This window comes from Coriobacteriia bacterium (genome assembly GCA_034370385.1).
Classification (GTDB): Bacteria; Actinomycetota; Coriobacteriia; order Anaerosomatales; family PHET01; genus JAXMKZ01.
The window spans coordinates 187,712-211,035 of the sequence record JAXMKZ010000011.1 but is presented as its reverse complement, the minus strand read 5'-3'; the positions used below and the strand labels follow the sequence as shown (position 1 = coordinate 211,035).

Annotated in this window: 25 protein-coding genes and 1 other RNA gene; 18 read left to right on the top strand and 8 right to left on the bottom strand. The window is 65.5% G+C overall.

Translation table 11 applies throughout. The features are described 5' to 3' along the window. Positions 1 to 66: 66 nt before the first annotated feature. From U1E26_03840 to U1E26_03825, 4 genes are all read right to left on the bottom strand, one after another. Complete coding sequence (locus U1E26_03840; protein ID MDZ4168772.1) at positions 67 to 1,440, bottom strand: carboxypeptidase regulatory-like domain-containing protein; 1,374 nt, start codon at positions 1,438 to 1,440, stop codon at positions 67 to 69. A gap of 59 nt (positions 1,441 to 1,499) precedes the next feature. Then, positions 1,500 to 2,519, bottom strand: a complete 1,020-nt coding sequence (locus U1E26_03835; GenBank protein MDZ4168771.1) for a carboxypeptidase-like regulatory domain-containing protein — start codon at positions 2,517 to 2,519, stop codon at positions 1,500 to 1,502. Between the two features lie 63 nt (positions 2,520 to 2,582). Continuing rightward, positions 2,583 to 3,005: a TipAS antibiotic-recognition domain-containing protein gene (locus tag U1E26_03830; GenBank protein ID MDZ4168770.1), complete on the bottom strand. Its 423-nt coding sequence runs from the start codon at positions 3,003 to 3,005 to the stop codon at positions 2,583 to 2,585. A gap of 23 nt (positions 3,006 to 3,028) precedes the next feature. Further along, a complete protein-coding gene (locus U1E26_03825; protein MDZ4168769.1) occupies positions 3,029 to 3,238 on the bottom strand; it encodes a MerR family transcriptional regulator in 210 nt (69 codons plus the stop codon). Between the two features lie 172 nt (positions 3,239 to 3,410). Here U1E26_03825 and ppk1 point away from each other — a divergent pair, with 172 nt between their 5' ends. Genes ppk1 through U1E26_03810 form a run of 3 tightly spaced genes read left to right on the top strand, consistent with a single transcriptional unit; the run spans position 3,411 to position 6,644 of the window. Then, the gene (gene ppk1, locus U1E26_03820) at positions 3,411 to 5,549 is read left to right on the top strand and encodes a polyphosphate kinase 1 (protein MDZ4168768.1); all 2,139 of its coding nucleotides are present in this window, start codon (positions 3,411 to 3,413) and stop codon (positions 5,547 to 5,549) included. 46 nt (positions 5,550 to 5,595) lie between these two features. Next, on the top strand, positions 5,596 to 5,838 hold the full coding sequence (locus tag U1E26_03815) for a hypothetical protein (protein ID MDZ4168767.1): 243 nt from the start codon (positions 5,596 to 5,598) through the stop codon (positions 5,836 to 5,838). Beyond that, the gene (locus tag U1E26_03810) at positions 5,835 to 6,644 is read left to right on the top strand and encodes a hypothetical protein (GenBank protein MDZ4168766.1); all 810 of its coding nucleotides are present in this window, start codon (positions 5,835 to 5,837) and stop codon (positions 6,642 to 6,644) included. The genes U1E26_03815 and U1E26_03810 overlap by 4 nt, the downstream gene beginning before the upstream one ends. Before the next feature lie 4 nt (positions 6,645 to 6,648). On the opposite strand, the gene U1E26_03805 is transcribed toward U1E26_03810, so the two are convergent. Next, complete coding sequence (locus U1E26_03805) at positions 6,649 to 6,879, bottom strand: hypothetical protein (GenBank protein ID MDZ4168765.1); 231 nt, start codon at positions 6,877 to 6,879, stop codon at positions 6,649 to 6,651. Positions 6,880 to 7,000: 121 nt separating this feature from the next. Here U1E26_03805 and U1E26_03800 point away from each other — a divergent pair, with 121 nt between their 5' ends. The 5 genes from U1E26_03800 to U1E26_03780 all read left to right on the top strand — a co-directional run bounded on the left by U1E26_03800 (position 7,001) and on the right by U1E26_03780 (position 11,752). Continuing rightward, complete coding sequence (locus U1E26_03800; GenBank protein ID MDZ4168764.1) at positions 7,001 to 7,411, top strand: hypothetical protein; 411 nt, start codon at positions 7,001 to 7,003, stop codon at positions 7,409 to 7,411. A gap of 160 nt (positions 7,412 to 7,571) precedes the next feature. Then, the gene (locus U1E26_03795) at positions 7,572 to 7,940 is read left to right on the top strand and encodes a DUF1622 domain-containing protein (protein ID MDZ4168763.1); all 369 of its coding nucleotides are present in this window, start codon (positions 7,572 to 7,574) and stop codon (positions 7,938 to 7,940) included. After that, entirely contained in the window at positions 7,937 to 8,410 is a 474-nt protein-coding gene (locus tag U1E26_03790) for a hypothetical protein (GenBank protein MDZ4168762.1), read from the top strand. The genes U1E26_03795 and U1E26_03790 overlap by 4 nt, the downstream gene beginning before the upstream one ends. 66 nt (positions 8,411 to 8,476) lie before the next feature. After that, entirely contained in the window at positions 8,477 to 9,577 is a 1,101-nt protein-coding gene (locus U1E26_03785) for a hypothetical protein (protein MDZ4168761.1), read from the top strand. Beyond that, the gene (locus tag U1E26_03780; protein MDZ4168760.1) at positions 9,578 to 11,752 is read left to right on the top strand and encodes a S8 family peptidase; all 2,175 of its coding nucleotides are present in this window, start codon (positions 9,578 to 9,580) and stop codon (positions 11,750 to 11,752) included. Positions 11,753 to 11,765: 13 nt separating this feature from the next. Here the strand turns inward: U1E26_03780 and U1E26_03775 are convergent, their stop codons facing one another. Further along, on the bottom strand, positions 11,766 to 12,983 hold the full coding sequence (locus U1E26_03775; protein ID MDZ4168759.1) for a DEAD/DEAH box helicase: 1,218 nt from the start codon (positions 12,981 to 12,983) through the stop codon (positions 11,766 to 11,768). Between the two features lie 44 nt (positions 12,984 to 13,027). On the opposite strand from U1E26_03775, the gene cls reads away from it, so the two are divergent. Beyond that, positions 13,028 to 14,476, top strand: a complete 1,449-nt coding sequence (cls, locus tag U1E26_03770) for a cardiolipin synthase (protein ID MDZ4168758.1) — start codon at positions 13,028 to 13,030, stop codon at positions 14,474 to 14,476. A 46-nt stretch (positions 14,477 to 14,522) separates the two neighbouring features. Here cls and U1E26_03765 read toward each other — a convergent pair whose 3' ends face one another. Together U1E26_03765 and U1E26_03760 are read right to left on the bottom strand one after the other, a co-directional pair. Then, on the bottom strand, positions 14,523 to 15,440 hold the full coding sequence (locus tag U1E26_03765) for a TIGR01777 family oxidoreductase (GenBank protein ID MDZ4168757.1): 918 nt from the start codon (positions 15,438 to 15,440) through the stop codon (positions 14,523 to 14,525). Further along, positions 15,437 to 16,333, bottom strand: coding sequence for a nitroreductase family protein (locus U1E26_03760; GenBank protein MDZ4168756.1), 897 nt, complete (start codon positions 16,331 to 16,333; stop codon positions 15,437 to 15,439). Before U1E26_03760 ends, U1E26_03765 begins: the two co-directional genes overlap by 4 nt. Between U1E26_03760 and U1E26_03755 the strand changes: the two genes are divergently transcribed. The 9 genes from U1E26_03755 to U1E26_03715 all read left to right on the top strand — a co-directional run bounded on the left by U1E26_03755 (position 16,311) and on the right by U1E26_03715 (position 23,313). Continuing rightward, positions 16,311 to 16,985 carry a DedA family protein gene (locus U1E26_03755; protein ID MDZ4168755.1) on the top strand — a complete coding sequence of 225 codons (675 nt, stop codon included), beginning with the start codon at positions 16,311 to 16,313 and terminating at the stop codon, positions 16,983 to 16,985. The two genes, U1E26_03760 and U1E26_03755, sit on opposite strands and share 23 nt — an antisense overlap. Before the next feature lie 59 nt (positions 16,986 to 17,044). Beyond that, positions 17,045 to 17,911 carry a 4Fe-4S binding protein gene (locus U1E26_03750; GenBank protein MDZ4168754.1) on the top strand — a complete coding sequence of 289 codons (867 nt, stop codon included), beginning with the start codon at positions 17,045 to 17,047 and terminating at the stop codon, positions 17,909 to 17,911. Between the two features lie 76 nt (positions 17,912 to 17,987). Beyond that, positions 17,988 to 18,083, top strand: an RNA gene (gene ffs, locus U1E26_03745) — signal recognition particle sRNA small type. 63 nt (positions 18,084 to 18,146) lie between these two features. After that, positions 18,147 to 20,102: a DNA polymerase III subunit gamma/tau gene (gene dnaX / locus U1E26_03740; GenBank protein MDZ4168753.1), complete on the top strand. Its 1,956-nt coding sequence runs from the start codon at positions 18,147 to 18,149 to the stop codon at positions 20,100 to 20,102. Continuing rightward, positions 20,102 to 20,410, top strand: a complete 309-nt coding sequence (locus U1E26_03735; GenBank protein MDZ4168752.1) for a YbaB/EbfC family nucleoid-associated protein — start codon at positions 20,102 to 20,104, stop codon at positions 20,408 to 20,410. The genes dnaX and U1E26_03735 overlap by 1 nt, the downstream gene beginning before the upstream one ends. Position 20,411: 1 nt before the next feature. Then, positions 20,412 to 21,008 carry a recombination mediator RecR gene (gene recR / locus U1E26_03730; GenBank protein MDZ4168751.1) on the top strand — a complete coding sequence of 199 codons (597 nt, stop codon included), beginning with the start codon at positions 20,412 to 20,414 and terminating at the stop codon, positions 21,006 to 21,008. 204 nt (positions 21,009 to 21,212) lie between these two features. Next, a complete protein-coding gene (locus tag U1E26_03725; GenBank protein MDZ4168750.1) occupies positions 21,213 to 21,788 on the top strand; it encodes a 2-oxoacid:acceptor oxidoreductase family protein in 576 nt (191 codons plus the stop codon). Beyond that, positions 21,785 to 22,123: a 4Fe-4S dicluster-binding protein gene (locus tag U1E26_03720; GenBank protein ID MDZ4168749.1), complete on the top strand. Its 339-nt coding sequence runs from the start codon at positions 21,785 to 21,787 to the stop codon at positions 22,121 to 22,123. The genes U1E26_03725 and U1E26_03720 overlap by 4 nt, the downstream gene beginning before the upstream one ends. 2 nt (positions 22,124 to 22,125) lie before the next feature. After that, on the top strand, positions 22,126 to 23,313 hold the full coding sequence (locus U1E26_03715; GenBank protein ID MDZ4168748.1) for a transketolase C-terminal domain-containing protein: 1,188 nt from the start codon (positions 22,126 to 22,128) through the stop codon (positions 23,311 to 23,313). The last annotated feature ends 11 nt before the right edge of the window (positions 23,314 to 23,324 follow it).

Sequence of the window (23,324 nt, the reverse complement as noted above, 5' to 3'; positions counted from 1 at the left end):
CTACAGCGGGCCGACCGGGACACCGTGTCGGCGAACGGCATCTTCACTTCGGACGAGGCTCTCGTCTCAGCGGACTCGCACGCGAACGCGAGATGAGGTCGCCCCGTAGTACGTCGGCGTGGCCGCGGGCACGGCTCGGAAGTAGGTGGTGCGGGAGATTCCGAGGCTCGTCGCGTACGTCCCGGCGCTGCCCGTGCGGCGAACGCCGCCGATCGTCGTCCACCTTCGTCCGTCATACGACCTCTGCAGACGGAACGGCGCGCTGGGCAGAGCGAACGGTGTGCGTCCGGTGATTGACGCGTCACGAATCGTCACGGTGAGGCGCGCACGCCCATTGCGCCGCACACTCGCAACCGACGAACGGATGCTCGTTGAAGCCTTGGTGCGGCCGAGGAAGCGGGCGTCGGCAACCATGTTGCGGGCCGAGGGATCCGCGGTCATCGGCGTAGCTGCTTCCGGTGTGGCCACGTGCGCGTGCCACGCTGAGCGGTAGGTTCCGGTGGGCGCGACGAAGCGCACGCGATACTGCCCATACGGGAGAAAGTCCGGCCACTGAGAGCGGGTTCGAGCCGGCATGATCCAGAACGGCTCCCACTGGGCAGGGTCAGCTGCAGGCAGATCCAAGCGCCGTTCGAGTTCGATGCCATACGGCAGTCCCGCCTCGATCGCCGTCCAGGCAGAGGGCATCCTGGTACCAAAGGGACTGAGCGCCCGGTCCACGCGAAACGTCGCTCCCGGGCTGAGCGACTCGTCGATGACCATGCCGCCTGAGGTCCGGGGCTCGGCTTCGTTGAACCGAGCCTTGTTCGGGTAGTACTCCATAGCCCACCCGTTGCCCGCGAACTCGATCAGTATCGTGCCGGTGTCCGGCACGCTGATGGCGTAGCGCCCTTGCGCGTCGGTCGTCGTGCTCGCCGTCTCGACCGTCAGGTCCGTCGCGTCCTCGTACCAGTAGACGCGCACGGTCACGCCTTCAATGGGCAGGCCGCTCTGCTCAGAAGTCAGCGTTCCCGTGAGCTGGGGGTTGACCCTGAGGCGGAGATTGACAGCCTCGCCATCGACGAGGTCGATATCTGTGGCGTATTCGAGGGAGTACGCATCCTCCCAGAACATCGGCGAATACTTCCATTGTTCCGAGGCGGGTGCGTCAGGATGGGGCCTGATGCCGACCCGGTAGGTCCCCGTGGGTACTTCGCCAAAGTCGAAGGTGCCGCCCATGGGTTCGACGAAGGTCACGACGGCCCAGTCGGTGGCGCTGGCCGGATTGTAGCGGTAGAGCACGACCTGAACGTCATCGATCGGGTTGTCGCTTGCGTCCCACACTCCACCGAGCAGCGGGGCGGTGGTGGCGTTCGCAGGCTCTGTCGCACAGAGCCCGGCGCCGATGATCACCCCTGTTGCCACAGCGAGGGCCAGTAGTACGTTGAGTGTGCGGCGCATCGTTCCTCCCCGTTCGCGGTGGATAGGCAGCCGGCCACGAGCGACTCGGGCCGCTCTCTCTACAGCTTGCTCACCTTCACCGAAGACGAGGTCACGCCGAGGTACTTCGACGAAGACAACGGCACGCAGCGGAAGTACGTCGTGCGGGTCACCGTCGTGGACGCGACATGCCGTCCGGTGCTACCGGTCTTCAGCACGCCTCCGATGTTGCTCCACGTGCGGTTGTTGTACGAGCGCTGGAGACGGAACTGCGCGTTGGGCTTCGGCGCACCGGTGGGACCGTCACGCAAGGTCGTCGTGACTCGCACCGTGCCGCGTCCGCGCACCGTGCGCACCGAGGGTGCGACAGCGCCCGTGATGCGCGCGCGCAACCAACCGCCCAGTCCTTCCCATGTGTCGGCGCTTCGTCGTTCGGTATCTTCGAGGCGGGTCCGGTCGTCGTAGAACTCCGTGACGTAGCCCGGCTTGGCGAACCGCAGGCTGAACGAGTTCGCATCACCCCTCGGTACGTAGATGGAGTACTCGCCGAACCGATCCGTGAGCACGGTGTCGGTGCGAGGCGCTTCAGCGCCCGCGAACCAGTACAGTGTCACGGCCGCACCAGACAGGGGAGCGCCGTTCACCTCTGACCGGAGCGTGCCCGAGACGCGCGAGTTCTCGAAGGCCGCCACGGACGAGAGCTGCACATCGCCGACGACACGGAGTGTCGTGGCCGATTCGACCGTCGAGGCGTAGTTGCTCCAGAAGAGTGGCAGGGGATAGCGCCACAGCGGGCTGGATGCGTTTGCGGGCCGTTCGACCCCGACCCGATACTCGCCCGCTGGGACGTCGTTGAACTGGTACTCGCCGTTGAGCGGCACCGTCCAGTTCACGCGACTCCACCCTCCCGCGCCGTTCGACTGGTAGAGGGCCACCTCGACCTCGTCGAGCGGCCTGACCGGGGGCACGGCATACACACTGCCGGAGATCGTGTAGCCGGCCGAGGCACGGACGGGTTCGGCGCTCGCCGTCCCGACGCTGCCTACCATCGCCCCGCAGGCGAAAGCTAGAGATAGCAGGATGCGGATCGTGTGACGCATCGGACCTCCTGGCAGTTGCAGTTGCGGCGGGCCTGAAGCCACTCGCCTCTTGTGCGTCGCATTCTACTCCTCGCCGCGTACCGCGTTGGCAAGAATCGCATCGTGGAACCAGACCGCGAGTCCCTGCCGGTGGTCTTCGTAGTGCGCCGTAAGGCGTGCGTCGGCGATGTACATCTCTGCCAGGCCGCAGTGCATCTCACGCGAACACGGGTAGAACCACGCGTCGATCTGCAGTCGGGCGGCCTCGGCGGCGTCCATCGCCTCGGGCGAGTCGGGCGAAGCGCCGGCGTCGAACAGCTCGATCATCCTCGCCATCTGATGCTCGCCCTCGGCCTTGAAGCGTGCCCAGTCATCCTTGGTGTAGCGCCCGGTGCGGCGCGCGGACTCGCGATACGCGTCCGTGTCGCCCCAGCGCTCTCTGGTCTCGTCCTCGTACTCGGACGGGTCGAAGTCGCCGAACACCTCGAACATCTCTTCATTCGTCATGCGGATACCTCCTTCGTTTGCTGCTATCGATCGGTCGATGAGTGCGAGCAGCGCCTCCAGCCGAAGTGCCTGCTCGGCGATGAGGTCCCGTTGCCGGAGCAGTGCAACGTATACAGCCGATAGCCCGCATCGCTGCGCGCCGAAGGCTTGAGCAGTCCAATCTCGTCGTAGTGGTGGAGCGTCCTCACGCTGACGTGCGCGAGCCTGGCCACCTGTCCTACCGTGTGCGTCATGTCGCACTCACCTCCGGTGCATCAGCCTAGACCCTCACGTTACGTGAGAGTCAACACGTTGAGCGTGGTTCTTGCGGGCGCACTCGTGTCAGGTATGTGAAATCGTGCCTGAGCTGCCGAAAGTGAGTACCATGCGAGGGGCCTGTTCGGTTGCCGGACCTGCGGGGAGCCAATGAAGATAGACAGCCCTGAGAGCGGCCTGCCTGAGCCTGAGGCGGTTCGACTTGATGACCCGTCACTGTTCCTGAATCGCGAGTTGTCGCTGCTCGCCTTCCAAGAGCGCGTACTCGAGGAAGCCGAGGACGAGCGCAACCCCTTGCTGGAGAGGGTCAAGTTCCTCGCGATCATGTCGAGCAACCTCGGCGAGTTCTACATGGTGCGCATCGGGGGGCTGAAGCAGCAGGTCAAGGCGGGCGTAGGCGGTACTTCGGCTGACGGCATGACTCCGGCCGAACAACTGGCGGCGTCACGTGAGCGCGCGGTAGAGCTCATGCGGCGGGGGCGTGTGCTGTACCGCTCACTGCGGACTGAGCTCGCTGCACAGAACATCCACGTCGTCGGCTACCGCGACCTAGACGCGGTTCAGCGAGGTGCTGCCGACGAGTACTTTCGCGACACCGCGTTCCCCACGCTCACGCCGCTTGCGTTCGATCCCGGCCGACCGTTCCCGCACATCTCGAACATGTCTCTGAACCTGGCCATCGTCGTGCGTTCACCCGAGGGTGAAGAACGCTTTGCGCGCCTCAAGCTTCCCAGGTCCTTGCCTCGACTTGTGCCCATGCCGGGCCGGCAGGGCGGCCGCCCCGGGCGGGCTCACGGACACTGGTTCATCTGGATCGACGATCTCGTCTGCACACATCTGGCTTCGCTCTTCCCGGGCTACGAAGTCGTTGAAGCGCACGCGTTTCGAATCACGCGTGACGCCGAGATCGAGATCCAGGAGATTGAGGCGGACGATCTGCTCGAGAGTATCGAAGAAGGCATTCGGAAACGACGTTTCGGTAGCGTAGTCCGAGTGACCGTCGACGAGGACATGCCTGAGCCCGTCCGCCAGATTCTGTCCGAGAACCTCGAACTCGAACCGGATGAGATGGTGGTCGTCGACCCGCCGCTCGGATTCTCAGACCTCTTCGCGCTCTACCGTGTCGATCGGCCTGATCTCAAGGAGAAGCCCTTCGTGCCCGCCCTTCCGCCAGGGTGCGACGAGGCCGCGACCACCGACTGGTTCGAAGCGATCCGCGAGCACGACATAATGCTCCATCGACCGTTTGAATCGTTCGAGCCTGTCGTGGCCTTGCTGCGCCAGGCCGCCAACGACCCCGATGTTCTGGCCATAAAGATGACGCTGTATCGGGTGGGGCGCGACGCGCCGGTCGTGCAGGCGCTTCTCGAGGCGGCCGAGAACGGCAAGGAGGTCGCAGCGCTCGTCGAACTCAAGGCGCGCTTCGATGAGGAGAGCAACATCGGATGGGCGAGAATGCTCGAGGCTGCGGGCGTGCACGTCGTGTACGGGCTCCTCGGACTCAAGACGCACAGCAAGGTCACGCTCATCGTGCGCAAAGAGGGGCGGCGGATCAGGCGCTACGTGCACGTGGGAACCGGCAACTACAACGCGGTCACCTCTTCGCAATACACGGATCTGGACCTGCTCACCTGCCGCGAGGATGTCGGGCACGACGCTACTCAGCTCTTCAATTCGCTCACCGGGTGGGCCGCCGATACACAGTTCGAGCGGTTCCTCGTTGCGCCGAACACACTGCGTAGCGGAATGGAGAGCAGGATCCGTCGCGAGATGGCCAACGCCGCTGCGGGGAAGCCGGCGCACATCATCTTCAAGATGAACTCGCTCGTTGACCGGCGCATGGTTCCGCTGCTCTACGAGGCCTCTCAGGCGGGTGTCAGAATCGACCTGCTCGTGCGGGGGGTGTGCACCCTCAAGCCCGGGGTCGAGGGTGTCTCGGAGAACATCACGGTCACGAGCCTCGTCAGCCGATTCCTCGAGCACACTAGGATCTACTGGTTCCGCAACAACGGCAGACCGGAGGTGCTCATCGGGAGCGGGGACCTCATGACTCGCAACATGGACCGTCGGGTCGAGGTGCTGGCACCGATCATCGACCGCGCGCTCGTTCGCCGGCTGAAGTCGATTCTTGACGTCTATCTGGCCGACAACGCTCACACGAGGGAGCTGGCTGCCGACGGTACCTACGCACTCCGTCAGCCGAACGATGGCGAGGCGCCCGTTGACGCGCAGGTCGCCTTCCTGTCGGTTGCCGAGCGCAGGTTAGCGGATGGTGCTGCGAGGCGGTAGACTAGCGGCGGGTGATCAGGGTGAATCCAGGTTCCGGGGGGGACAGATGGGAATTGCTGATGAGGTCCGGGCCGCGCTTGAGCCCCACGTTGGGTGCACGGTCGCGGACACATGCGTGCGCGCAACCGCGCTCAAACTGGGCAAGACCTCTGACGATCTGTGCGCGCAGGATCTACCCGAACTCGAGGTGAACATCCGCCGACTTCTGGAACCGGTGGCCCCATTGGCCGCCATCGAAGACGCGATCGGGGCGCTCAGAAGCAGCCGCTGGGATGGCGGTGTGAGATGAGCCAACGGATCATCTCCCGAAGCACGTGGGTGCTGTTCGGGTCGACCATCGCGTTCATCGCGCTGGCAGCGATCTTGGTGACGCTGAAGGTGGGTGGAGAGGCCGGGATCGTCGCAGTCAGCGACATCCATGAGACGCTCGTGGTGGGGTTGGCTGCTGCCGTCATTCTACGCGCGGCCGTGCGTCTCGGCCCGCTGGGAAGCGTGGGTAAGCCGTGGTTGCTCATCGGCCTTGGCACGTTCAGCTATTTCGTCGGAGACTTCATCTGGACCGTCATCGAAGTCGGAATGCAGCAAGAAGTTCCCTATCCCGGCTGGCCGGATGTGTTCTACCTGCTTGAGTATCCGTTTGTGGCGTGGGGTCTTCTGACCGCCGGCCTGGCATTCCGCGGCCTCGTGCCCCTGCGGCGCCCGGCCACCATCGCGATCGTTACCGGCGGGGGGCTCGCAGCGATCGTGTACTTCGCCCTGCTCAAGCCGTTCGTCCTGAACGAGCCGGGCGTGTCCACCGCAGAGATGCTGTTCTCTTCGCTCTATCCGCTGGGCGACGTGCTGCTCATGATCGCGCCTGCGGTCTTCGTACTTTCGGTGATGGCCTCGCTTGGGGGAGGTCGACTGGTCTGGCCCTGGAGGGCGGTCGCTGCTGGCACGGTCGTCATCGCGATCACGGACGTCGCATACTCGTGGCTGTCGACGTACGACCTGTACTCCTCGGGTTCGGTCATCGACTACGGCTGGGGCATCGGGCACGCCCTGCTGATGCTCGGAGCACTCATCGCGAGCGACTTGGCGACTGAGCGCAGCTAGGTGCTCAGCGCTCGCTTCGGAGCCCTCCGACGCAGCGCGGCGAGGCGCAACTCGAGCACGAGCGCGCGCAGGTTTCGAGCCACTGGCCGCACGTGCGGCACTGGGCCTGTCCGCCGGAGATCGGCTGGCCGCACCCCGGACACTGATCGGGCTTCTCGCCCCACGTGTCCTCCCGAAGGATGTCGGCACCGGGTACGCGATGGTGCTCAGGAGTGAGTGGGTCGTCGTCGGGCATGCGCAGCTCCGAATCTCGGTGACTGCACACAGCATAGCGCCCGCATCCACGTGGGTGAGTCGTGCGGTTTGGGGCGGGGGATGAACTTCAGTGGAGGACTCAACCTTTGGAGGTGATCGTGATGGTCTCGCGTGAGGACATCATGACAGCACGAGATGATCTGTTCGCCCGACGCGAGGCGCTCCTTGCCCGCGCCAATGAGATTCGCGAGGAGTTCGGCGATCGAGTGGACGGAGACGCCGTGACCATGGCGGCCGGATTGACCCTTGTGAGCGGGGGGGTGGCGTGGGGCATGACTCAGGTGATTCGAGGACACAAGGGACTGACCTCACTGCTGGCGCCTCTTGCGCTTGTCGCCCTCGGGCTTGTCATCGTGAGCCGGAGCGCAGTGCACCAGAGGGGTTCACGCATCTTGGCCGCCGAGGGCCGGATGCGCGACGAACTGGCCGCACTGGACCCGCTCGCGAGGATTCAGGTCCTGAAGGATATGGCCGGCGAGCAGATGACCTTCGTCCGCCACGCGCAGAACTGAGCGAAGCCTCGTTCCGAGGAGTTGGACGACCGAGAGGTTGCTCCTGTGCCGGCTGCTGCCGTCACGTGCTCGGGCGGTAAGCGCTCCAGACGGTCCTGTCAGTTGCCTTCGATGAGCCCACTGCGGGGCTTGACGGCCTTGTGGGGGTAGACTGGTGCGCATGCATGATCAAGTACAGGCAGTGATGTCGCAGGTATCCGTCTTGTTTGAGGTCACGGGAGTGCTCGTGATCCTCGCGGGCTTCTTCTACGCACTCGTGCGAGCGTACCGTGTCCGCGGATCGGCGATCACGCCCTACGAAGCATTCCGCGCTACCTTCGGGCGCAGCGTGCTCCTGGGGCTGGAGATTCTCGTCGCTGCCGACCTGATTCGCACGATCGCCGTGGAGCCCACACTTGAGAACCTGGCCGTCCTCGGTGCGCTCGTCATCATTCGGACCTTCCTCTCGTGGTCGCTTGAGGTCGAGATCGAGGGCCGTTGGCCGTGGCAACGTGCGGCAGCGGAGCGTAGGTGCGAGGAGAAACCATGAGGCTTCTGAGGTACGCAGCCGTCGCGGCTCTGGCGCTGCTGTGCGCGGTTGGCGTCGCATGTGTCCCTGAGAACCCGGTTCCGGCGGGCTCGTCCGCACCGTTGGCAATCGAGCCGATGACGCCGTCTGCGAAGCGCGCGACGATAGCGACGAGCTTCCCGGCCGAGGTGCCCGTTCCCGTGGGAGACTTCACGCGCGCACAAGCACAGGGAGACGACGCGTGGGATTACGTCGTGGAAGTGCCTAACGGGTTCGAGGATCTTGTCCAGTGGTACCGCGCTGCCTACCTAGGGCGGCAATGGGAGCAGGTAGGCGAAGAAGCCCAGGATTCTACGGGCCGCAAGACCGTCCTGATGTTCCGTAAGGGAAACGCCGAATCGAGCGTCACAGTGACTGAGGGCGAATCCGGAGGACCGGTTTCTGCTTCAGTGACGCTTGGTATTGGCGCGCCGGTGCTGCTGACCCAGTAGCGTTGGCAAGGGGCGACTCGAATGTCGCTCGTGCGATCGGTCCCCGTTGAGGAAGGCTGCGTTTTGATGAGGCGAAGAGGCGTTTTCACAAGCCGCGTTGTCGTGCTTGCTATCGTGTTCATCGTGTTGAGCGTCGGCGCGGCGTTCGCGCGCGCGGCTGACGATGACATCCCCGGAGTCGCGCTACAGGGCTCGGGGGGGACGGTGCGTGACTCCCTCACCGAGACCACCGCGGTCGGCCCGGGCAATGTGCCACTGTGGGACATCGACGACGTGTACCAGTTCCGGCTGGCCTACAACGAGCGTTTTGAGGCGACGATGACGCCGCCCCCCGATGCGGATTTCGATCTGTATCTCATCGCGCCCGGCACCCGCCGTCTGTCCGTCGCGTTCACCAGGCCGTTCACACCGATCCTGCGCGCTTCCGAGGGGGCGACCGGGGCGGTTGAGCGCATCTCCTACGTCTCCGATCGATCGTCGACGGCCACGTTCTACGTACACGTTGCGCAGCAGTTCGATGGATCCGGTCCCTACACGTTGGTGTGGCGCCGGACTCAGCTGCCGACGCCCGACATCATGTCCACGGCTCCGGTGATCGTCCGGTTCGGCGGCAGCGCGTCAGCCACCGGCACCGCCCTTGTCGCCGGTCGTCCGATGGTCGGGTTCGCGGTCCAGATCAGGCAGCGACCGTACGGCTCCACCACATGGACCAGGGTCGCCTCGACCAAGACCGCCGCCGACGGCTCATTCACGTTGCAGGCCAAGCCGGCTAAGCGGACCGACTACCGCATTCAGAGCACATGGAGCGTGACGCAGGACGGCAGTGCGGTCGGTTACGGAATCGGCCCCGTCATGACCGTGTGGCCGCGCGCATACCTGCCCGCGCCGAAGGCGCCGTCGCGTGCGACGTTCGGAAAGGCATTCACGGTGAGCGGTGCGCTCAAGCCCGCACACAGCCGGGGCTCCGGGCATGTCCGTGTGCTCGTCGCTCGCAAGTCTGGTTCCGGGTGGCGCGTCTATCGCGCTGTGCCGGCACGGCACTCGTCGACGGGGTGGAGTGCTTCACTGAAACTCCCTAAGGGGACGTTCCAACTGCGGGCGTCCGTGCCGACCGACACGCTTCATGCCGCGACCGTTTCGTCTCCGCGCACGGTGACGGTGAAGTAGGTGTTCACTCGCCCGACATCCGAGTTCCTCCGACTTATCCTCGCAGTGTCGCTGGCGTTCGGGCTCGCCGTGCCCACCGCGGGAGCCAAGGTCGCCTCTTCGACTCGCATCGCCGAGAAGGCGTGGACCGGCTCGGTCGTTGTGGGCGTGGCCGCAGGAACCATTGAGGCCGTGGAGAATCGGGTCGTGAGGGCCGGCGGCACGGTGATCCGGCGCAGCGGGCCCGGAGCCTTCCTCGTTGCGGATGCTCCTGAGGGCGAGGACCCCGCCGCATTCGCGGCTTCCGTCTCACGCTTGCCCGGAGTCGAGTACGCCGAGCCGGAGAGCAGGGTGACAGCGGCGTTCGTGCCTGACGACCCTGACTTCGGCCTTCAATGGAACCTTGAGCGCATCGGCGCACCCGATGCGTGGGATATCACCCAGGGTTCCCGCGAGGTGAGGATAGCGGTGGTGGACTCCGGCGTGGACCTGGATCACCCCGACCTCGAGGGACGAATCGATACGTCGCGTGGTTACGATTTCATCGGCCGCGACGCGGTCGCCGATGACGGCTTCGGCCACGGCACGCATGTGGCGGGGGTGTTGGCGGCGGCGACGGACAACGGAAGTCACGTGGCGGGCATCGCCGGCGAGTGCGTGCTGATTCCCGTCCGGGTGCTGGACAGATGGGGCAACGGAGAAACCTCCACCATGGCGGAGGGCATTCGCTACGCCGCCGATCAAGGTGCCGATGTCATCAACGTGAGCGCCGGCGGACCCGACGATGCGCGCGTGCTGAGCGACGCCGTCGACTACGCGGTCTCCAAGGGTTGTGTCGTAGTGGCGGCTGCGGGCAACCGCGGCATCGCGGGGCTCGACTATCCAGCTGCGTATCCGGATGTCGTGTCCGTGGGCGCAGTCGACGAGACGGATGCGTCCGCTTCGTTCTCCCGATTCGGCGATCGGCTCGACATGGTTGCGCCGGGGGTAGCGGTTCACTCGCTACGACCGATCACTGGTGCAGCCGATTCGGGAACGGGCGTCATGAGCGGAACCTCCATGGCCACGCCCCACGTGGCCGGGGTGGCCGCATTGCTGCGATCCGCCAATCCTACCTGGACCGCCGGAATGGTGATCCGACGTCTCATGGACACCGCAGAGGATCTGGGGCCCATGGGCAAGGATCCCCGATTCGGGTTTGGTCTCGTGCGTGCCGACCGCGCGCTCGGAGAGGACCCCGAAGCGCCCTCTGACGACGAGTTCCCGGGAATCCCCCTCACCACCGCCACACACGACGGCGTCGTGGACGAGGTGACCGACCCGGTTGACGTGCTGTCCATTGCGCTTGCTGCAGGACAGGAGATCCGGCTGTGGTTCAAGGGCTCCGAAACAGCCACGATATCGTTGACCCTCTATGACCCCTCAGGCGAGAGCACCGCGCTCGCTGCACCGCTCGTCTCGGTCCTTTCCACGGGCACATCGGTTCGGCTGGACTATGCCGTCCCGGATGAGGCCGAAGGCGTCTACCGAATCGTGGTCAGTGCTGAGGAGGGCGGCGGCGCGTACTCGCTCGCATGGGAGAAGGGACGCCCGACCAACGTTGCCGTGTCCGCTCCGAAGACATGCGCGTGGGGCGGGTCGGTATTCCTGTCAGGTTCGGTGAAAGAGGCCGATGGCCAACCCGTTACCCGGGCCGGATTCATCGTGGACAGACGCCCTGCGGGATCATCCGGATGGACTCTGGGCATCGCATCAGGCTCCCTGAATGCCTTCGGGGGATTCCGGGTGTCGGTGAAACCCGCTCGCCAGACGCGATACCGCGTGCGGTTCGAGGGCGCCCCGGGGCGTTTTGAATCGGTGAGCAGGACCGTCGAAGTGACCCCGCGCGCTCAGCTGAGTCCTCCGGTGCCGGTGGGGTCGGTTCGCAGGGGCGTCGCGTTCACGGTGGCGGGCACGCTCAAGCCGACGTACGACGCCGACGGCGTCGTACGCGTGGTGCTAGCGGAGCTCCAGGGCGCACGGTACGTGTCGCGGCGCACCGTGCGCGCGGAAGCCAGCCAGCGTGACGGAGCGACCCGCTACACGGCTCGACTCACCGTGCCAGGATCCGGAAAGTGGCGCATCACCGCGAGCGTGCCCGCCAGCACCCGCCACGCCGCCACGACGTCGCGCGCGGTCTACCTGACCGTACCGTAGGACCTGTGAGGCTCTACCGGCGGCCGATCCTGCTCGAGCGGGCCTTCGCGCCGAAGGCGGCACGCGTCGGCTTCTTCGCAGGGCGCCCCTCGAACGGGATGATGCGCCCTTCGCGGTACGGAAAACCCTCCACGTCTTTCGACGGCAGGATCTTGCCGAGCATGTACTCGATCTCGCGCAGCTGCGTGATCTCGTCGGGGCCCACAAGCGTGAGCGCGTATCCACTCGCTCCCGCGCGGCCGGTTCGGCCGATGCGATGGACGTAGTCCTCGGGGTTCTCCGGCACGTCATAGTTGACGACGTGGTCTATCTCCGAGACGTCGATGCCCCGGGCGATTATGTCGGTGGCCACGAGCACGTCCACCTTGCCCTCCGAGAATCGGGCGAGCGCAGAGTCGCGCTGCTGCTGCGTGCGATCCGCGTGCATGACCGCCACATTCAGGCCCAGGCGGTCCAGAATCGTGCGAACGAGGTCCGCGCGTGCCTTCGTCTTGGTGAACACCAAGACGCGGTCCGCGCCGCGCGACTCGATGAGCGCGGCAAGGAGCTCGGGTTTTTGTGACTGCTCTACGGGCATGATCGCCTGCTCGATGCCTTCGGCGGTGGTGCCCTTGCGCGCGATCTCGATGAACGCCGGCTCGTGGAGCATACGGCCCACGATCTGGGTTATCTCCGGCGAGATGGTCGCCGAGAACAGCAGGTTCTGTCGCTTGGCCGGCAGGAAGCTCAGGATGCGTCTCACGCTCGGCCAGAAGCCCATGTCGAGCATGCGGTCGGCTTCATCCAGCACGAGGATCTCGACCTTGGAAAGATCGACGTCTCCGCGATCGACCAGGTCGATGAGGCGCCCGGGTGTGGCAACCAACACGTCGGCGCCGTCTTTGACCCGCTTGAGCTGCGGGCCGTAGCCCACACCGCCGACGATGGCGGCGATGCGCTGCCCCGTGTGCTCGGATACCGCCGCCGCGACGCCATCGATCTGCGCCGCGAGTTCGCGGGTGGGAGTCACGACGAGCGCGAGGGGTGCGCCCCGCCCGACGCCGATGCACTGGAGCAGCGGCAGGGTGAAGGCGGCCGTCTTGCCGGTGCCGGTTTGCGCCGCGCCAACGACGTCCCGGCCCGCTAGGACCAGGGGGATGGCTTGTTCTTGAATTGGGGTTGGCTCTACGTAGCCGAGCGCGGCCACCGCCGCGAGTATCTCGTCTGATAGACCGAGTTCTTCAAACGTCATAGCGCAAGTATACGCTCCTCGCGCCCGAGGTGCTCAGCGAGTCCGTGGGCGGGTACGATGAACTCGTGTCCTACGACTTGATCCTCCTCGCCATAGCCGTGTACGCGGTTGCAGTCATCGTGACCCTCATCTACGAGGAGCGCGATCCTTCGACGACGCTCGCCTGGATCCTCGTGCTGCTGCTCGTGCCGGTACTCGGCGTGGGACTCTATCTGCTGTTCGGTCGTGACCTTCGGCGCTCCGGAGCCCGCGACCGACGTCGCCAAGAGGCCACGGCTCTTGCGGCCGAGGCGCTGAGGGAAGTGCGTGGGTGCTATCGGTTCGCGGACACTGAGACGGCGGCGGACCCGCTCTTCGCGGGCGTCTCCCGGGCGATCGAGCGCTTCAACGGTACGACGGCGTTGCCCTGCGTGGATCTGCAGATCTTCTCGACGGGTGACGAGAAGTTCGCGCGGCTGCTCGAGGACATCGAGGGTGCGAAACGCTTCGTCCATCTGCAGTACTTCATCTGGGAGTCGGATGACCTGACCCAGCAGGTGTGCGACCTCCTCGCTCGCAAGGTCCATGAGGGTGTTGAAGTGCGGGTGCTGTACGACTGGATCGGCTCGGCGCCCTATGGCAAGAAGCAGCTGAAGGCCTTGCGTGCAGCGGGCGCACAGGTGCGGCCCGATCGAGCCGATTGGCGCAAGCTCAACTTCCGTAACCACCGCAAGACGGTGGTCATCGACGGGCGCATCGCCTACACGGGCGGCATGAACATGGGTCGCGAGTACGCCGATGGCGGGCGTCGTTTCGACGTGTGGCGTGACACGCATGTGCGCTTCGAGGGCCCGCTCGTGCATGACGTGCACGCGCTGTACTGCTCAAGGTGGTATCGGGTGACCGGCGAGAGCTTGTTCGACGCGGAGCGGTTCCCTGAGCCCGAGCCACTTCCTGAGAGCGGTTGGGTTTGGGCGCAACTCGCCTTTTCGGGACCTGAATCCCAGTGGCAGGCGCTCAGACACGTACTGCTGTTCGCCATCTCTCATGCGAACGCGTCGGTGCGGGTACAGTCGCCGTACTACGTGCCGGATCAGACGATCGCCGATGCCCTCGCGGCTTCGGCATTCGCGGGCATCGACGTGAAGCTCATGATGGCGGGCGTGCACGACAAGCGACTGCCGTGGTGGGCGGCGTTCAGCTACCTCGACGAACTCGTGGCCGCCGGTGCGACGGTGCTTCAGTACGAGGCCGGCTTCCTGCACGCCAAGGCGGTCACCGTCGACGGAAGACTCGCGTCCATCGGCACGACGAACTTCGACTATCGCAGCTTCGCACTGCACGATGAGCTGCAGTTGTTCTTCTACGACGCGGCGATCGCTCGTAGACAGGAGGCGCTGTTTGATGCGGATTCGCTGTGCTGCAGGGAGCTCACGGGCGAGGTGCTCGCCCGGATAGGGCCGCTTGCACGGTTCCGCAACGCGGTCGCGCGGCTGTTCTCGCGAGCGCTGTGAGGCGGGCTGTCTTGGGGGGCGTCGCTGCCCGGTCAGACCGCCACGACTAGTCGAGCAGGTCGTGCAGGGCGACATCAAGCGCAGGAAACGCGAACTGGAAGCCGGCTTTGACCAGTCTGGACGCGGATGCTCGCTGGCTCATGAGCGTGTAAGGAGCGACTTCGCCCAAGACGACACGCAGCGCGACGCCGGGAACCGGAAGCCACGACGGTCGTCCGACGACGTGTCCCAGCGCGGCGGTGAGCTCCTTCATGCGCACGGCGTTCGGGGCGCAGGCGTTCACTGGGCCGCTCAACGTCGGCGACTCGATGGCGTGCCGGTACACAGCTGCGATATCCCTCTGGTGAATCCACGGCGTCCACTGTTTGCCGGAGCCGACCGGACCCCCGACGAACAGGCGCATCGGCAGCAGGAGCTTCGGCAGTAGACCTTCGGCTCCCAGCACCAGGCCGGTGCGCACGATGACGACTCTGCAGCCGCTCGCCTCAGCGGGGCATGCCGCGTTCTCCCAGTCGACGGCCAGGTCGGCGAGCCAATCCCCGCCGATACGGGACTCCTCGGTCAGAACCTCTTCGCCACCGTCACCGTAGACACCGATGCCCGATGCGTTCACCAGAACGGTTGGTCCCCGGTCCCGAGCGCGGGCGGCGGCAATCGCACCGACAAGCGCCTGCGTGGTGTCGATGCGGCTTGACCGGAGTTGTGCCTTCACGCGAGGGCTCCATCGGCTGGCGATGGGGTACCCGGACAGGTTGACGATCGCGTCAGCATCCGCCACCTCGCGCTGCCAGGCACCGTCGGCACCGGGCCTGAAAGCGACCTCCGAGACACCGGACGGCAGCAGGCGACGGCCAGGCGAGTGAGAGAGCCACGCGACATCGGCGCCCGACTCCAGAAGCTGATCGGTGAGCAACCGCCCGATGAAGCCGTTTCCGCCGGCGATCGCCACGCGCACGGGACTCACTCGCTGTCCGCGGTGGATTGCGCTGTTTCGACCACGGGGGTGAAGCGTGCGAGGTCGCGTCCTTCACGGGCCTCGACCCATCGACCCTGAACGCCATGGGCGTGGGCTGCCACCTCCGCGTGCAGCATCGCGATGCCGCAGTCCAACTCCTTGCGCACCACCGGAATCTGCCGGTTCGAGTCCATCGACAGGACAAGCGATCCATCCTCGAGGCGGAACCGCCACGGCTGGCGATTCATCGCCGACGGTGCGACCCGTGCAGCTTCGATCGCGCCGAGCGCCCACTGCGGCCATTCGAGGCTGGCGTCCTTGGCGATGGTGCGGAGTGGCTTGCGCTGTTTAGAGCGGGCCAGGGCGCTCATGGTGCGCTCGGTGGACGACCGCTTCACGGCGGTATGCCCGACGGGCGAGACTGCGGCGATGCGTTCTTCGGGCGCGAGCTCGACCAGTTGTGACGCGGCCCCCCGGTCAAAGAAGCCGGCGACCCAGCAGGTATCGAGTCCCTGAGCAGTGGCCTCCAACACGACGGCTTCGCCGGTGTAGCCGAGGTGCAGGGCCGACGCCGGCGAGCTTTCGTTCGCGATGAACGCCAGCACGTGAGGAGCCCCGACCACCTTGCCGTACGAGCCGACGGCACCGGTGAAGATGTCGACCGACGGCGTGCGCACGAGAACCGCCCGTGCGTCGGGGTACGGGCGGAACCCCTGGCACACACGGTCGAGCGCGGCAAGGGCCTCGTCTGAAGCCGACTCCTCGTCGTAGCGACGTCGCGAGTGACGGTTCAGTAGCGCTTGAGACCACGCTATGCTCCGTTCCGACAGCATGGAGTATGCTCTCTCGCGACCGCTCGAGCCCTCGTCCCGGAGACCCATGGATATCATCTCGTTCTTCACTGACCTCTTCTTCAATCTCGACGCCGTCCTTGCTCAGTGGGCGGCGGTGTACGGTATCTGGATCTACGCGATTCTGTTCGTCATCGTCTTTATGGAGACCGGTGTCGTCATCATGCCGTTTCTGCCCGGCGATTCGCTGCTATTTGCCGGAGGGGCGATTGCCGCTGTCGGGGGGCTCAACGTCTGGGTGATCGTCGGGGTCCTCTTCGTGGCGGCCGTGCTGGGTGATGCGGTGAACTACTCTATCGGGCGTAAGTGGGGCCGGGCGATTCTCAACTCGGGCAAGTTCTCTCGGGTGATCACGCCCGAGCACGTCGCGGAGACCGAAACGTTCTTCTGCCGTCATGGCGGCAAGACCATCTCGCTCGCCCGCTTCTTTCCCTTCATCCGGACCTTCGCCCCGTTCATCGCGGGTATCGGCCACATGGACTACGGTCGCTTCGCACTGTACAACGTCACAGGCGCCGTCGCTTGGATCGTGCTGTTTGTGGGAGCGGGGTACTTCTTTGGCAACATCCCTGCCGTTGCGGAGAACCTTGAGTACCTCGTCATCGGGATCATCCTTGTCAGCGTCTCGCCGGGCATCGTTCACGCCATCCAGCGCCGCTTGGGGCGCAAGCTCACACCTGCGACTGAGAACTGCGCCAAGTGACACCGACACGGGCCACCGGCCGAGGTGATCGGGGCTTCCGGGTAGCCCGGTGGGCACTGGTGCTCACGGTTCTCGCGACGAGCACGGTGATCGGTCTGCTCCATCAGAAGGCTCGGCACCTTGGGGTCGTCGGCGTTGATGCGCTGTGCCCGTTCGGCGGAATCGAGTCGCTGTGGGCGCTGCTGTCGGCGGGAGTATTCATCAAGCGCATCGCGTGGGGAAGCGTCGTGCTCCTTGGCGGCGCTGTGGCGCTCAACCTGGCGGTTGGTCGCGCCTTCTGCGGACAGTTCTGTCCGCTGGGCACGCTTCAAGAGATCTTCGGGTCGTTGCGAGGGCGCATCGGCGTGCGGCGGCGAGAGGTCCCAGCGGGTCTCGACATCCCGGCCCGGATGCTCAAGTACGCGGTGTTCGGGATCTTCACCTGGCTGTCCTGGCTCTTCGGCACGCTGGTGATTCGGCCGTATGACCCCTGGGCCGCCTACCACCACCTGACATCCCCGGAGCTCTTCACCGAGTTCGGCATCGGGGCGGCGGTTCTCGGCGTATCGCTCGCCGGTTCGTTCGTCTACGACCGCTTCTTCTGCAAGTACCTGTGCCCGATGGGCGCGTTCCTCGCACTGTTCAGTCGCCTGAGCTGGTTTCGCGTCACCCGGGTCTCGGGGGCCTGCGTTGACTGCGGAGCGTGCGACAAGGTGTGTCCGGTGAACATCGAGGTCTCGGGTGTCGAGTCGGTGGTGAGCGATAGCGAATGTATCGCGTGCGCGCTCTGCGTCGACGCGTGCCCGAAGGCAGAAGCGCTCGAGATTCGTGGCCGGCGCGGCGGGGCGCTCTCACCGCTGGCGCTGGTGGGCTTGACGGCCGCGGTGATGCTGGGAATCGTCGCGGTGACCACGGCGCTCGGGCTGATGGGATTCACCACGAAGTAGGGTCGTGAAGTAGGGCGCCAATGAGCATGTCGCTCGGCGGCGCGCACGGTATACTGTGCGTCCGCGAGGAGCGCGTCGCGCGGGCTCGGACGGCGACATGTCCCGAACCTGGTCAGGGCCGGAAGGCAGCAGCCATAAGGGGCCTCTGGCGAGCGTCCGGGTCCGCAGGGCGCGCTTCTGTGATTCACGCGAGGTCCCGTCAGAGTGCGGCGGTATACTCGCAAGGTAGATCAGCATGTTCAAGACGCAAGGGGCAACGAGGCCGATGGCGCACCAGTCGCTCTATCGCAAGTACCGTCCGGCCACGTTTGACGAGGTGGTCGGGCAGCAGCCCATAGAGCGCACACTGCGCAATGCGGTCGCCGAGGGCAAGGTCGCCCACGCGTACCTGTTCACCGGGCCGCGCGGAACGGGCAAGACGACCACGGCGCGGCTTCTTGCCAAGGCCCTTCTGTGCGAGCGAGCGCCCGCCGCGGAGCCCGACGGCACCTGCGAGGAGTGTCGCGCGGTCGCCGAAGGCAACCACCCGGATGTCTTCGAGCTTGACGCTGCATCGCATACCCAGGTCGATATCGTGCGCGATCAGATCATCAATCGCGTGCAGTACGCGCCCACCCGCGGCGCGTACAAGATCTACATCATCGACGAGGTGCACATGCTGTCGCCGTCGTCGTTCAACGCGCTGCTCAAGACGCTCGAGGAGCCGCCGTCCCACGTCGTGTTCGTCATGTGCACGACCCATCCGCACAAGGTCCCGGACACGATTCACTCGCGCTGCCAACGCTTCGACTTCCATCGCATCAGCGTCGAAGACGTCGCAGATCACCTGCGGTTCATCGCCGAATCCGAGGGGTTCAAGGTCGACCGGGGCGCCTTCACCCTCATAGCGCGTCATGCCGATGGCGGCATGCGCGACGCAATCACGGCCCTCGAACAACTGGCGGCCTACACGGGTGGCGAGATCACCGTCGACGATGTCGAGGGGATGCTGTGCGAGGTCGATTCTTCGCAGCTGTTCACGCTCGCCGGCCTGATGGCGCGTCAGGATGTCGCCGGTTGCTTCGTCTGGGTCGCCGACATCGTCGAGACCGGTGCCGATGTGGCCGAGCTCGTGCGGGAGCTCACCGGCCACGTCCGTGACCTGTACGTCGCTACGGTGATCGGTGACGTGAGCGGTATCGTCGACCGCCCGGCTGATGAGATGGCTCTCCTCATCGCACAGGCCGCTGAGTTCGGCGGCCCCTCGCGGATCGAGCACGTGCTCGACGTGCTGGTGGACCTTGCGGCGGAGCTGCGCTGGTCGAGCGATCCGCGCCTCTCCCTCGAGATCGCGCTTACGCGCATGGCGCGCCCGCAGGGCGAGACGACCCTTCCGGCGCTCGCCGCCCGAGTGGAGACCGTCGAGCGCGCGTTGCGCTCCGGGGCGGGGCCCCTGCCCGCCGCGGTGCCCGCGGTGTCCGTGGGGGCCTCCGAGTCCACGGTGGACGCGGCATCGGAGAAGATGCCCGCGTCCGAACCGGCGCCGGAACCGGTCGCCGTGAAGGCCGCCGAGCAGGTCGCACCATCGGTCGCCCCGGCAGCCGAATCGGCCGGAGCCGATGCCGTCGTGGCGTCGCCCGGTGAGGCTGCCGTGCACCCGGTAGGCGAGGCCGGCACCATCGACAGGGCCTCTGCCAAGCGCGCTTGGAAGGCGACGCTCGTCGAGGTCAAGAAGCTGCGACCCGCTCGTGCTCACACGTTCGCGATGGTCGAGATCGATGTCGATGCGGACGAACGGACGCTCGTGCTCGAGTTCCCCAAGGACCAGCAGTTCTCGCTGCAGTTGGCTGAAGAGCCTGAGACGCGCATCCTGCTGAGAGACGCTCTTGCGGTGGTCTTCGGCGTGGCGCCGCCCTTCCGCTACCAGCTGGGACGTGGACCAGTACGTCCGGTCTTGGAGCCGGAAGCGCCGCCGCGCGTGGCTGAGGCAACGCCTGAGGCCGAGCCGGCCGTGACAACAGCCGAGCCTGTTGCGGCCGCTGTCGAGCCTGCGGTAGCGGCACCGCAGGATGCCGTCGCGGCCGAGAGCGCCGAGCCGGCGTCCTCCGATGGTTCTGCGGAGCCGGCATCAGACTTGGAGCATGTTCTGTTCAATCAGCTTGGGGCGCAGATGGTGAGCGAGCACCCGGCAAACGAACGAAAGGAAGACTAGTGAACTTCGGAAAGATGATGAAGCAGGTACAGCAGGCTCAGGCCAAGATGGCCGTCGTGCAGGAGGAGCTCAAGGAAGAGCGGGTCGAGGCGTCGGCGGGCGGCGGTATGGTTCGCGTTGTCATGACCGGCGATCTGAGGATCGAGTCGGTGCACATCAATCCGGAGGCCGTCGACCCCGATGACGTCGAGCTGCTGCAGGACATGGTTGCTGCCGCGGCCAACGAGGCACTGCGTTCGGCGCAGGAGCTGGCAAACACCAAGATGGCCGCGATCACCGGGGGCATGAACGTCCCGGGGCTCATGTAGCGTGCGCTATCCGACTCCCATCCAGCGCCTGCTGGAGGAACTCGAGAGGCTTCCCGGCGTGGGGCCGAAGAGCGCTCAGCGCATCGCGTACTGGCTGCTGACCGTGGAGACGAGCGATGCCGACCGACTCGCCTCCGCTATCAGCGAGGTGAAGCGAAGCATCCACTTCTGCCCGCGCTGCTTCAACTTCGCCGAGGACGAGCTGTGCGGCGTGTGTTCCGATCCTCAGCGGGATGAGTCGATGATCTGCGTCGTCGAAGAGCCGCGCGACCTCGCAGCGGTCGAGCGCACGCACGAGTACCGCGGTCTCTACCATGTGCTCCACGGCGCCGTGTCCCCCATCGACGGAATCGGACCTGACCAGTTGCGGATGCGAGAGCTCATCGAGCGCCTCGGCTCCGCCGATGTGACCGAGATCGTCGTTGCCACGAACCCCAACGTCGAGGGAGAGACGACCGCCCTGTATCTGGCGCGGCTCATCAAGCCTCTCGGCATACGTGTGACGCGGATAGCCAGTGGACTTCCCGTCGGAGGCGACATCGAGTTCGCCGACGAGGTGACGCTGGGCCGCGCGCTGGAAGCCCGTCGCGAGATGTAGCGGTCCGCAGACTGCGCTCGCTGGCGCCCTCGGACCCGGCCCTGCGTGATTCCAGTTTCTGTCTACCGTTCACCGATGCCATCGCACCGCTGACCGCCTTGATGACGCCGTACGCCGCCGTGTGCCCATGCCGCCCCTATCCTGTACTGACCTCGTCGCGACCCCGTGACGGGGTCGACGATTCAAGTGAAGGAAGGGGGCGCCATGCCGAAGCTGACTGAGATCCGTTGGCACGCGCGCGCCGGCCAGGGAGCCGTCACGGCTGCCAAGGTCGTCGCCGAGACCGCGTTGTCGGCGAATCTGTACATGCAGGCGATGCCCGAGTACGGTCCGGAGCGCATGGGTGCGCCGATCAAGGCGTTCACCCGAATCTGCGACGAGCCCATCGAGATTCACAACAATATCGAGTTTCCCGACATCGTCATCGTCTTGGACGAGACACTCCTCGATGTGGTCGACGTGACCGAGGGGTTGAAGCAGGACGGCGCACTCATCATCAACACGTGCTCGCCTGCTGCTGCGGTCAAGAAGGCCCTCGGAATGCCTGACACCCAGAAGGTTGCGTGCGTGGACGCGAGCGGTATCGCCCTCGACACCATCAAGCGTGACATCCCCAATACGCCCATCGTCGGCGCGATGATCGCGGTGACGGGTGCGGTCGACCTCGACTCGTTCAAGGGGCTGCTCGCCACCAACCTCGGCAAGAAGTTCGGCCAGGAGATGATCGACGCGAACTTCGCGGCGGTCGACCGTGCACATGAGGAGGTGACCGTGGCATGAAGTGGGATATCTCACGCGTCAATGAGTGGAAGTCCGAGGAGTTCCCTCCCGGGGCCGTCATTCCTGAGGGCGGTAACTCGCACGACTACAACGTGGGCGGGTGGCGCTCGGAGCGCCCGGTACGCGACGACAAGGCCTGCACGCAGTGCCTGCTGTGTTGGATCTTCTGCCCGGACACCGCGGTCGTACTGGACGGCGAGAAGGTCGTCGACTTCGATCTTGAGCACTGCAAGGGTTGCGGGATCTGCGCCAACGAGTGCCCCACGAACCCGAAGTTCGGCAGAAAGGCCATTGAGATGATTCCTGAGGGCTGCGAACTGCCGGGGGTGAAGTAGAGATGGCTGAGCAGACTACCGTTGCTACCACGGGAAACGTTCTCGTGGCCGAGGCTATGCGTCAGTGCAAGCCAGACGTCATGGCCGCCTACCCCATCACTCCGCAGACGACCATCGTCGAGGAGTTCGCCAAGTTCGCAGCCAATGGCAAGACCCACGCCGAGTACGTCACCGTCGAGTCCGAGCACTCCGCGATGAGCGCGTGCGTGGGCGCTTCGGCCGCCGGCGCTCGCGTCATGACCGCCACCTGCTCCCAGGGCCTCGCCCTGATGTGGGAGGAGCTCTACATCGCTTCCGGCCTGCGGCTACCGATCGTTATGGCCAACGCGAACCGTGCGCTGGCCGCCCCGATCAACATCCACTGCGACCACTCGGATGCGATGGGTGCCCGTGACGCTGGTTGGGTCATGCTCTTCGCCGAGACCGCGCAGGAGGCTTACGACAATACGATCATGAGCGTGCGCATAGCCGAGCATGCGGACGTCATGCTTCCGGTTATGACGTGCCTCGACGGCTTCATCACGACCCATTCGATCGATCGCGCCGAGATGCTGGATGACGCGAGCGTCACTGAGTTCGTCGGCGAGTACACCCCGCGCTACGCGCTGCTCGACACCGACAAGCCTGTCAGCCACGGCAACTTCTCGGGGTTGGGGGGTGCCTACTTCGAGTTCAAGAAGCAGCAGCGCACCGCGATGGATGCGGCACTCTCCGTCGTGAAGAGCGTGGGCGCTGAGTTCTCGGCCTTGGCGGGCCGTCCCTTCGACGTCGTCGAGGGTTGGGGCATGGATGACGCTGACGTCGCGATCGTCGTCATCGGCTCCACGGCAGGCAACGCCCGACATGTGGCGCGCGACCTGCGCGCGAAGGGCGTCAAAGCAGGGGTCCTCAAGATCCGCTGCTTCCGACCGTTCCCGTCGGCGGAGATTCGCGAAGCGCTCAAGGGCGTGAAGGCGGTTGCGGTTCTGGATCGCTCGGAGAGCTTCGGCGCGGAGGGCGGGCCGGTCTTCCTCGAGGTCAAGAGCGCGCTCTACGACCTCGATGCCCGTGTGCCGCTTGTCAACTACATCTACGGTCTCGGGGGCGCCGATGTGCGTCTCGAACTCATTGAGAGCGTTTACGCCGACCTGTCCGACATCGTCTCAGGTACCGCGGCACCGTCCGCCATGCAGTACCTGGGCACCCGATAGGAGGGAGGCGA

What these genes read in the sequence shown, in the direction of transcription:
- U1E26_03840 (MDZ4168772.1), bottom strand. Translation starts at nt 1,440, where the DNA reads ATGCGCCGCACACTCAACGTACTACTGGCCCTCGCTGTGGCAACAGGG.
- U1E26_03835 (MDZ4168771.1), bottom strand. Translation starts at nt 2,519, where the DNA reads ATGCGTCACACGATCCGCATCCTGCTATCTCTAGCTTTCGCCTGCGGG.
- U1E26_03830 (MDZ4168770.1), bottom strand. Translation starts at nt 3,005, where the DNA reads ATGACGAATGAAGAGATGTTCGAGGTGTTCGGCGACTTCGACCCGTCC.
- U1E26_03825 (MDZ4168769.1), bottom strand. Translation starts at nt 3,238, where the DNA reads ATGACGCACACGGTAGGACAGGTGGCCAGGCTCGCGCACGTCAGCGTG.
- ppk1 (MDZ4168768.1), top strand. Translation starts at nt 3,411, where the DNA reads ATGAAGATAGACAGCCCTGAGAGCGGCCTGCCTGAGCCTGAGGCGGTT.
- U1E26_03815 (MDZ4168767.1), top strand. Translation starts at nt 5,596, where the DNA reads ATGGGAATTGCTGATGAGGTCCGGGCCGCGCTTGAGCCCCACGTTGGG.
- U1E26_03810 (MDZ4168766.1), top strand. Translation starts at nt 5,835, where the DNA reads ATGAGCCAACGGATCATCTCCCGAAGCACGTGGGTGCTGTTCGGGTCG.
- U1E26_03805 (MDZ4168765.1), bottom strand. Translation starts at nt 6,879, where the DNA reads ATGCCCGACGACGACCCACTCACTCCTGAGCACCATCGCGTACCCGGT.
- U1E26_03800 (MDZ4168764.1), top strand. Translation starts at nt 7,001, where the DNA reads ATGGTCTCGCGTGAGGACATCATGACAGCACGAGATGATCTGTTCGCC.
- U1E26_03795 (MDZ4168763.1), top strand. Translation starts at nt 7,572, where the DNA reads ATGCATGATCAAGTACAGGCAGTGATGTCGCAGGTATCCGTCTTGTTT.
- U1E26_03790 (MDZ4168762.1), top strand. Translation starts at nt 7,937, where the DNA reads ATGAGGCTTCTGAGGTACGCAGCCGTCGCGGCTCTGGCGCTGCTGTGC.
- U1E26_03785 (MDZ4168761.1), top strand. Translation starts at nt 8,477, where the DNA reads ATGAGGCGAAGAGGCGTTTTCACAAGCCGCGTTGTCGTGCTTGCTATC.
- U1E26_03775 (MDZ4168759.1), bottom strand. Translation starts at nt 12,983, where the DNA reads ATGACGTTTGAAGAACTCGGTCTATCAGACGAGATACTCGCGGCGGTG.
- U1E26_03755 (MDZ4168755.1), top strand. Translation starts at nt 16,311, where the DNA reads ATGGATATCATCTCGTTCTTCACTGACCTCTTCTTCAATCTCGACGCC.
- dnaX (MDZ4168753.1), top strand. Translation starts at nt 18,147, where the DNA reads ATGTTCAAGACGCAAGGGGCAACGAGGCCGATGGCGCACCAGTCGCTC.
- U1E26_03725 (MDZ4168750.1), top strand. Translation starts at nt 21,213, where the DNA reads ATGCCGAAGCTGACTGAGATCCGTTGGCACGCGCGCGCCGGCCAGGGA.
- U1E26_03720 (MDZ4168749.1), top strand. Translation starts at nt 21,785, where the DNA reads ATGAAGTGGGATATCTCACGCGTCAATGAGTGGAAGTCCGAGGAGTTC.
- U1E26_03715 (MDZ4168748.1), top strand. Translation starts at nt 22,126, where the DNA reads ATGGCTGAGCAGACTACCGTTGCTACCACGGGAAACGTTCTCGTGGCC.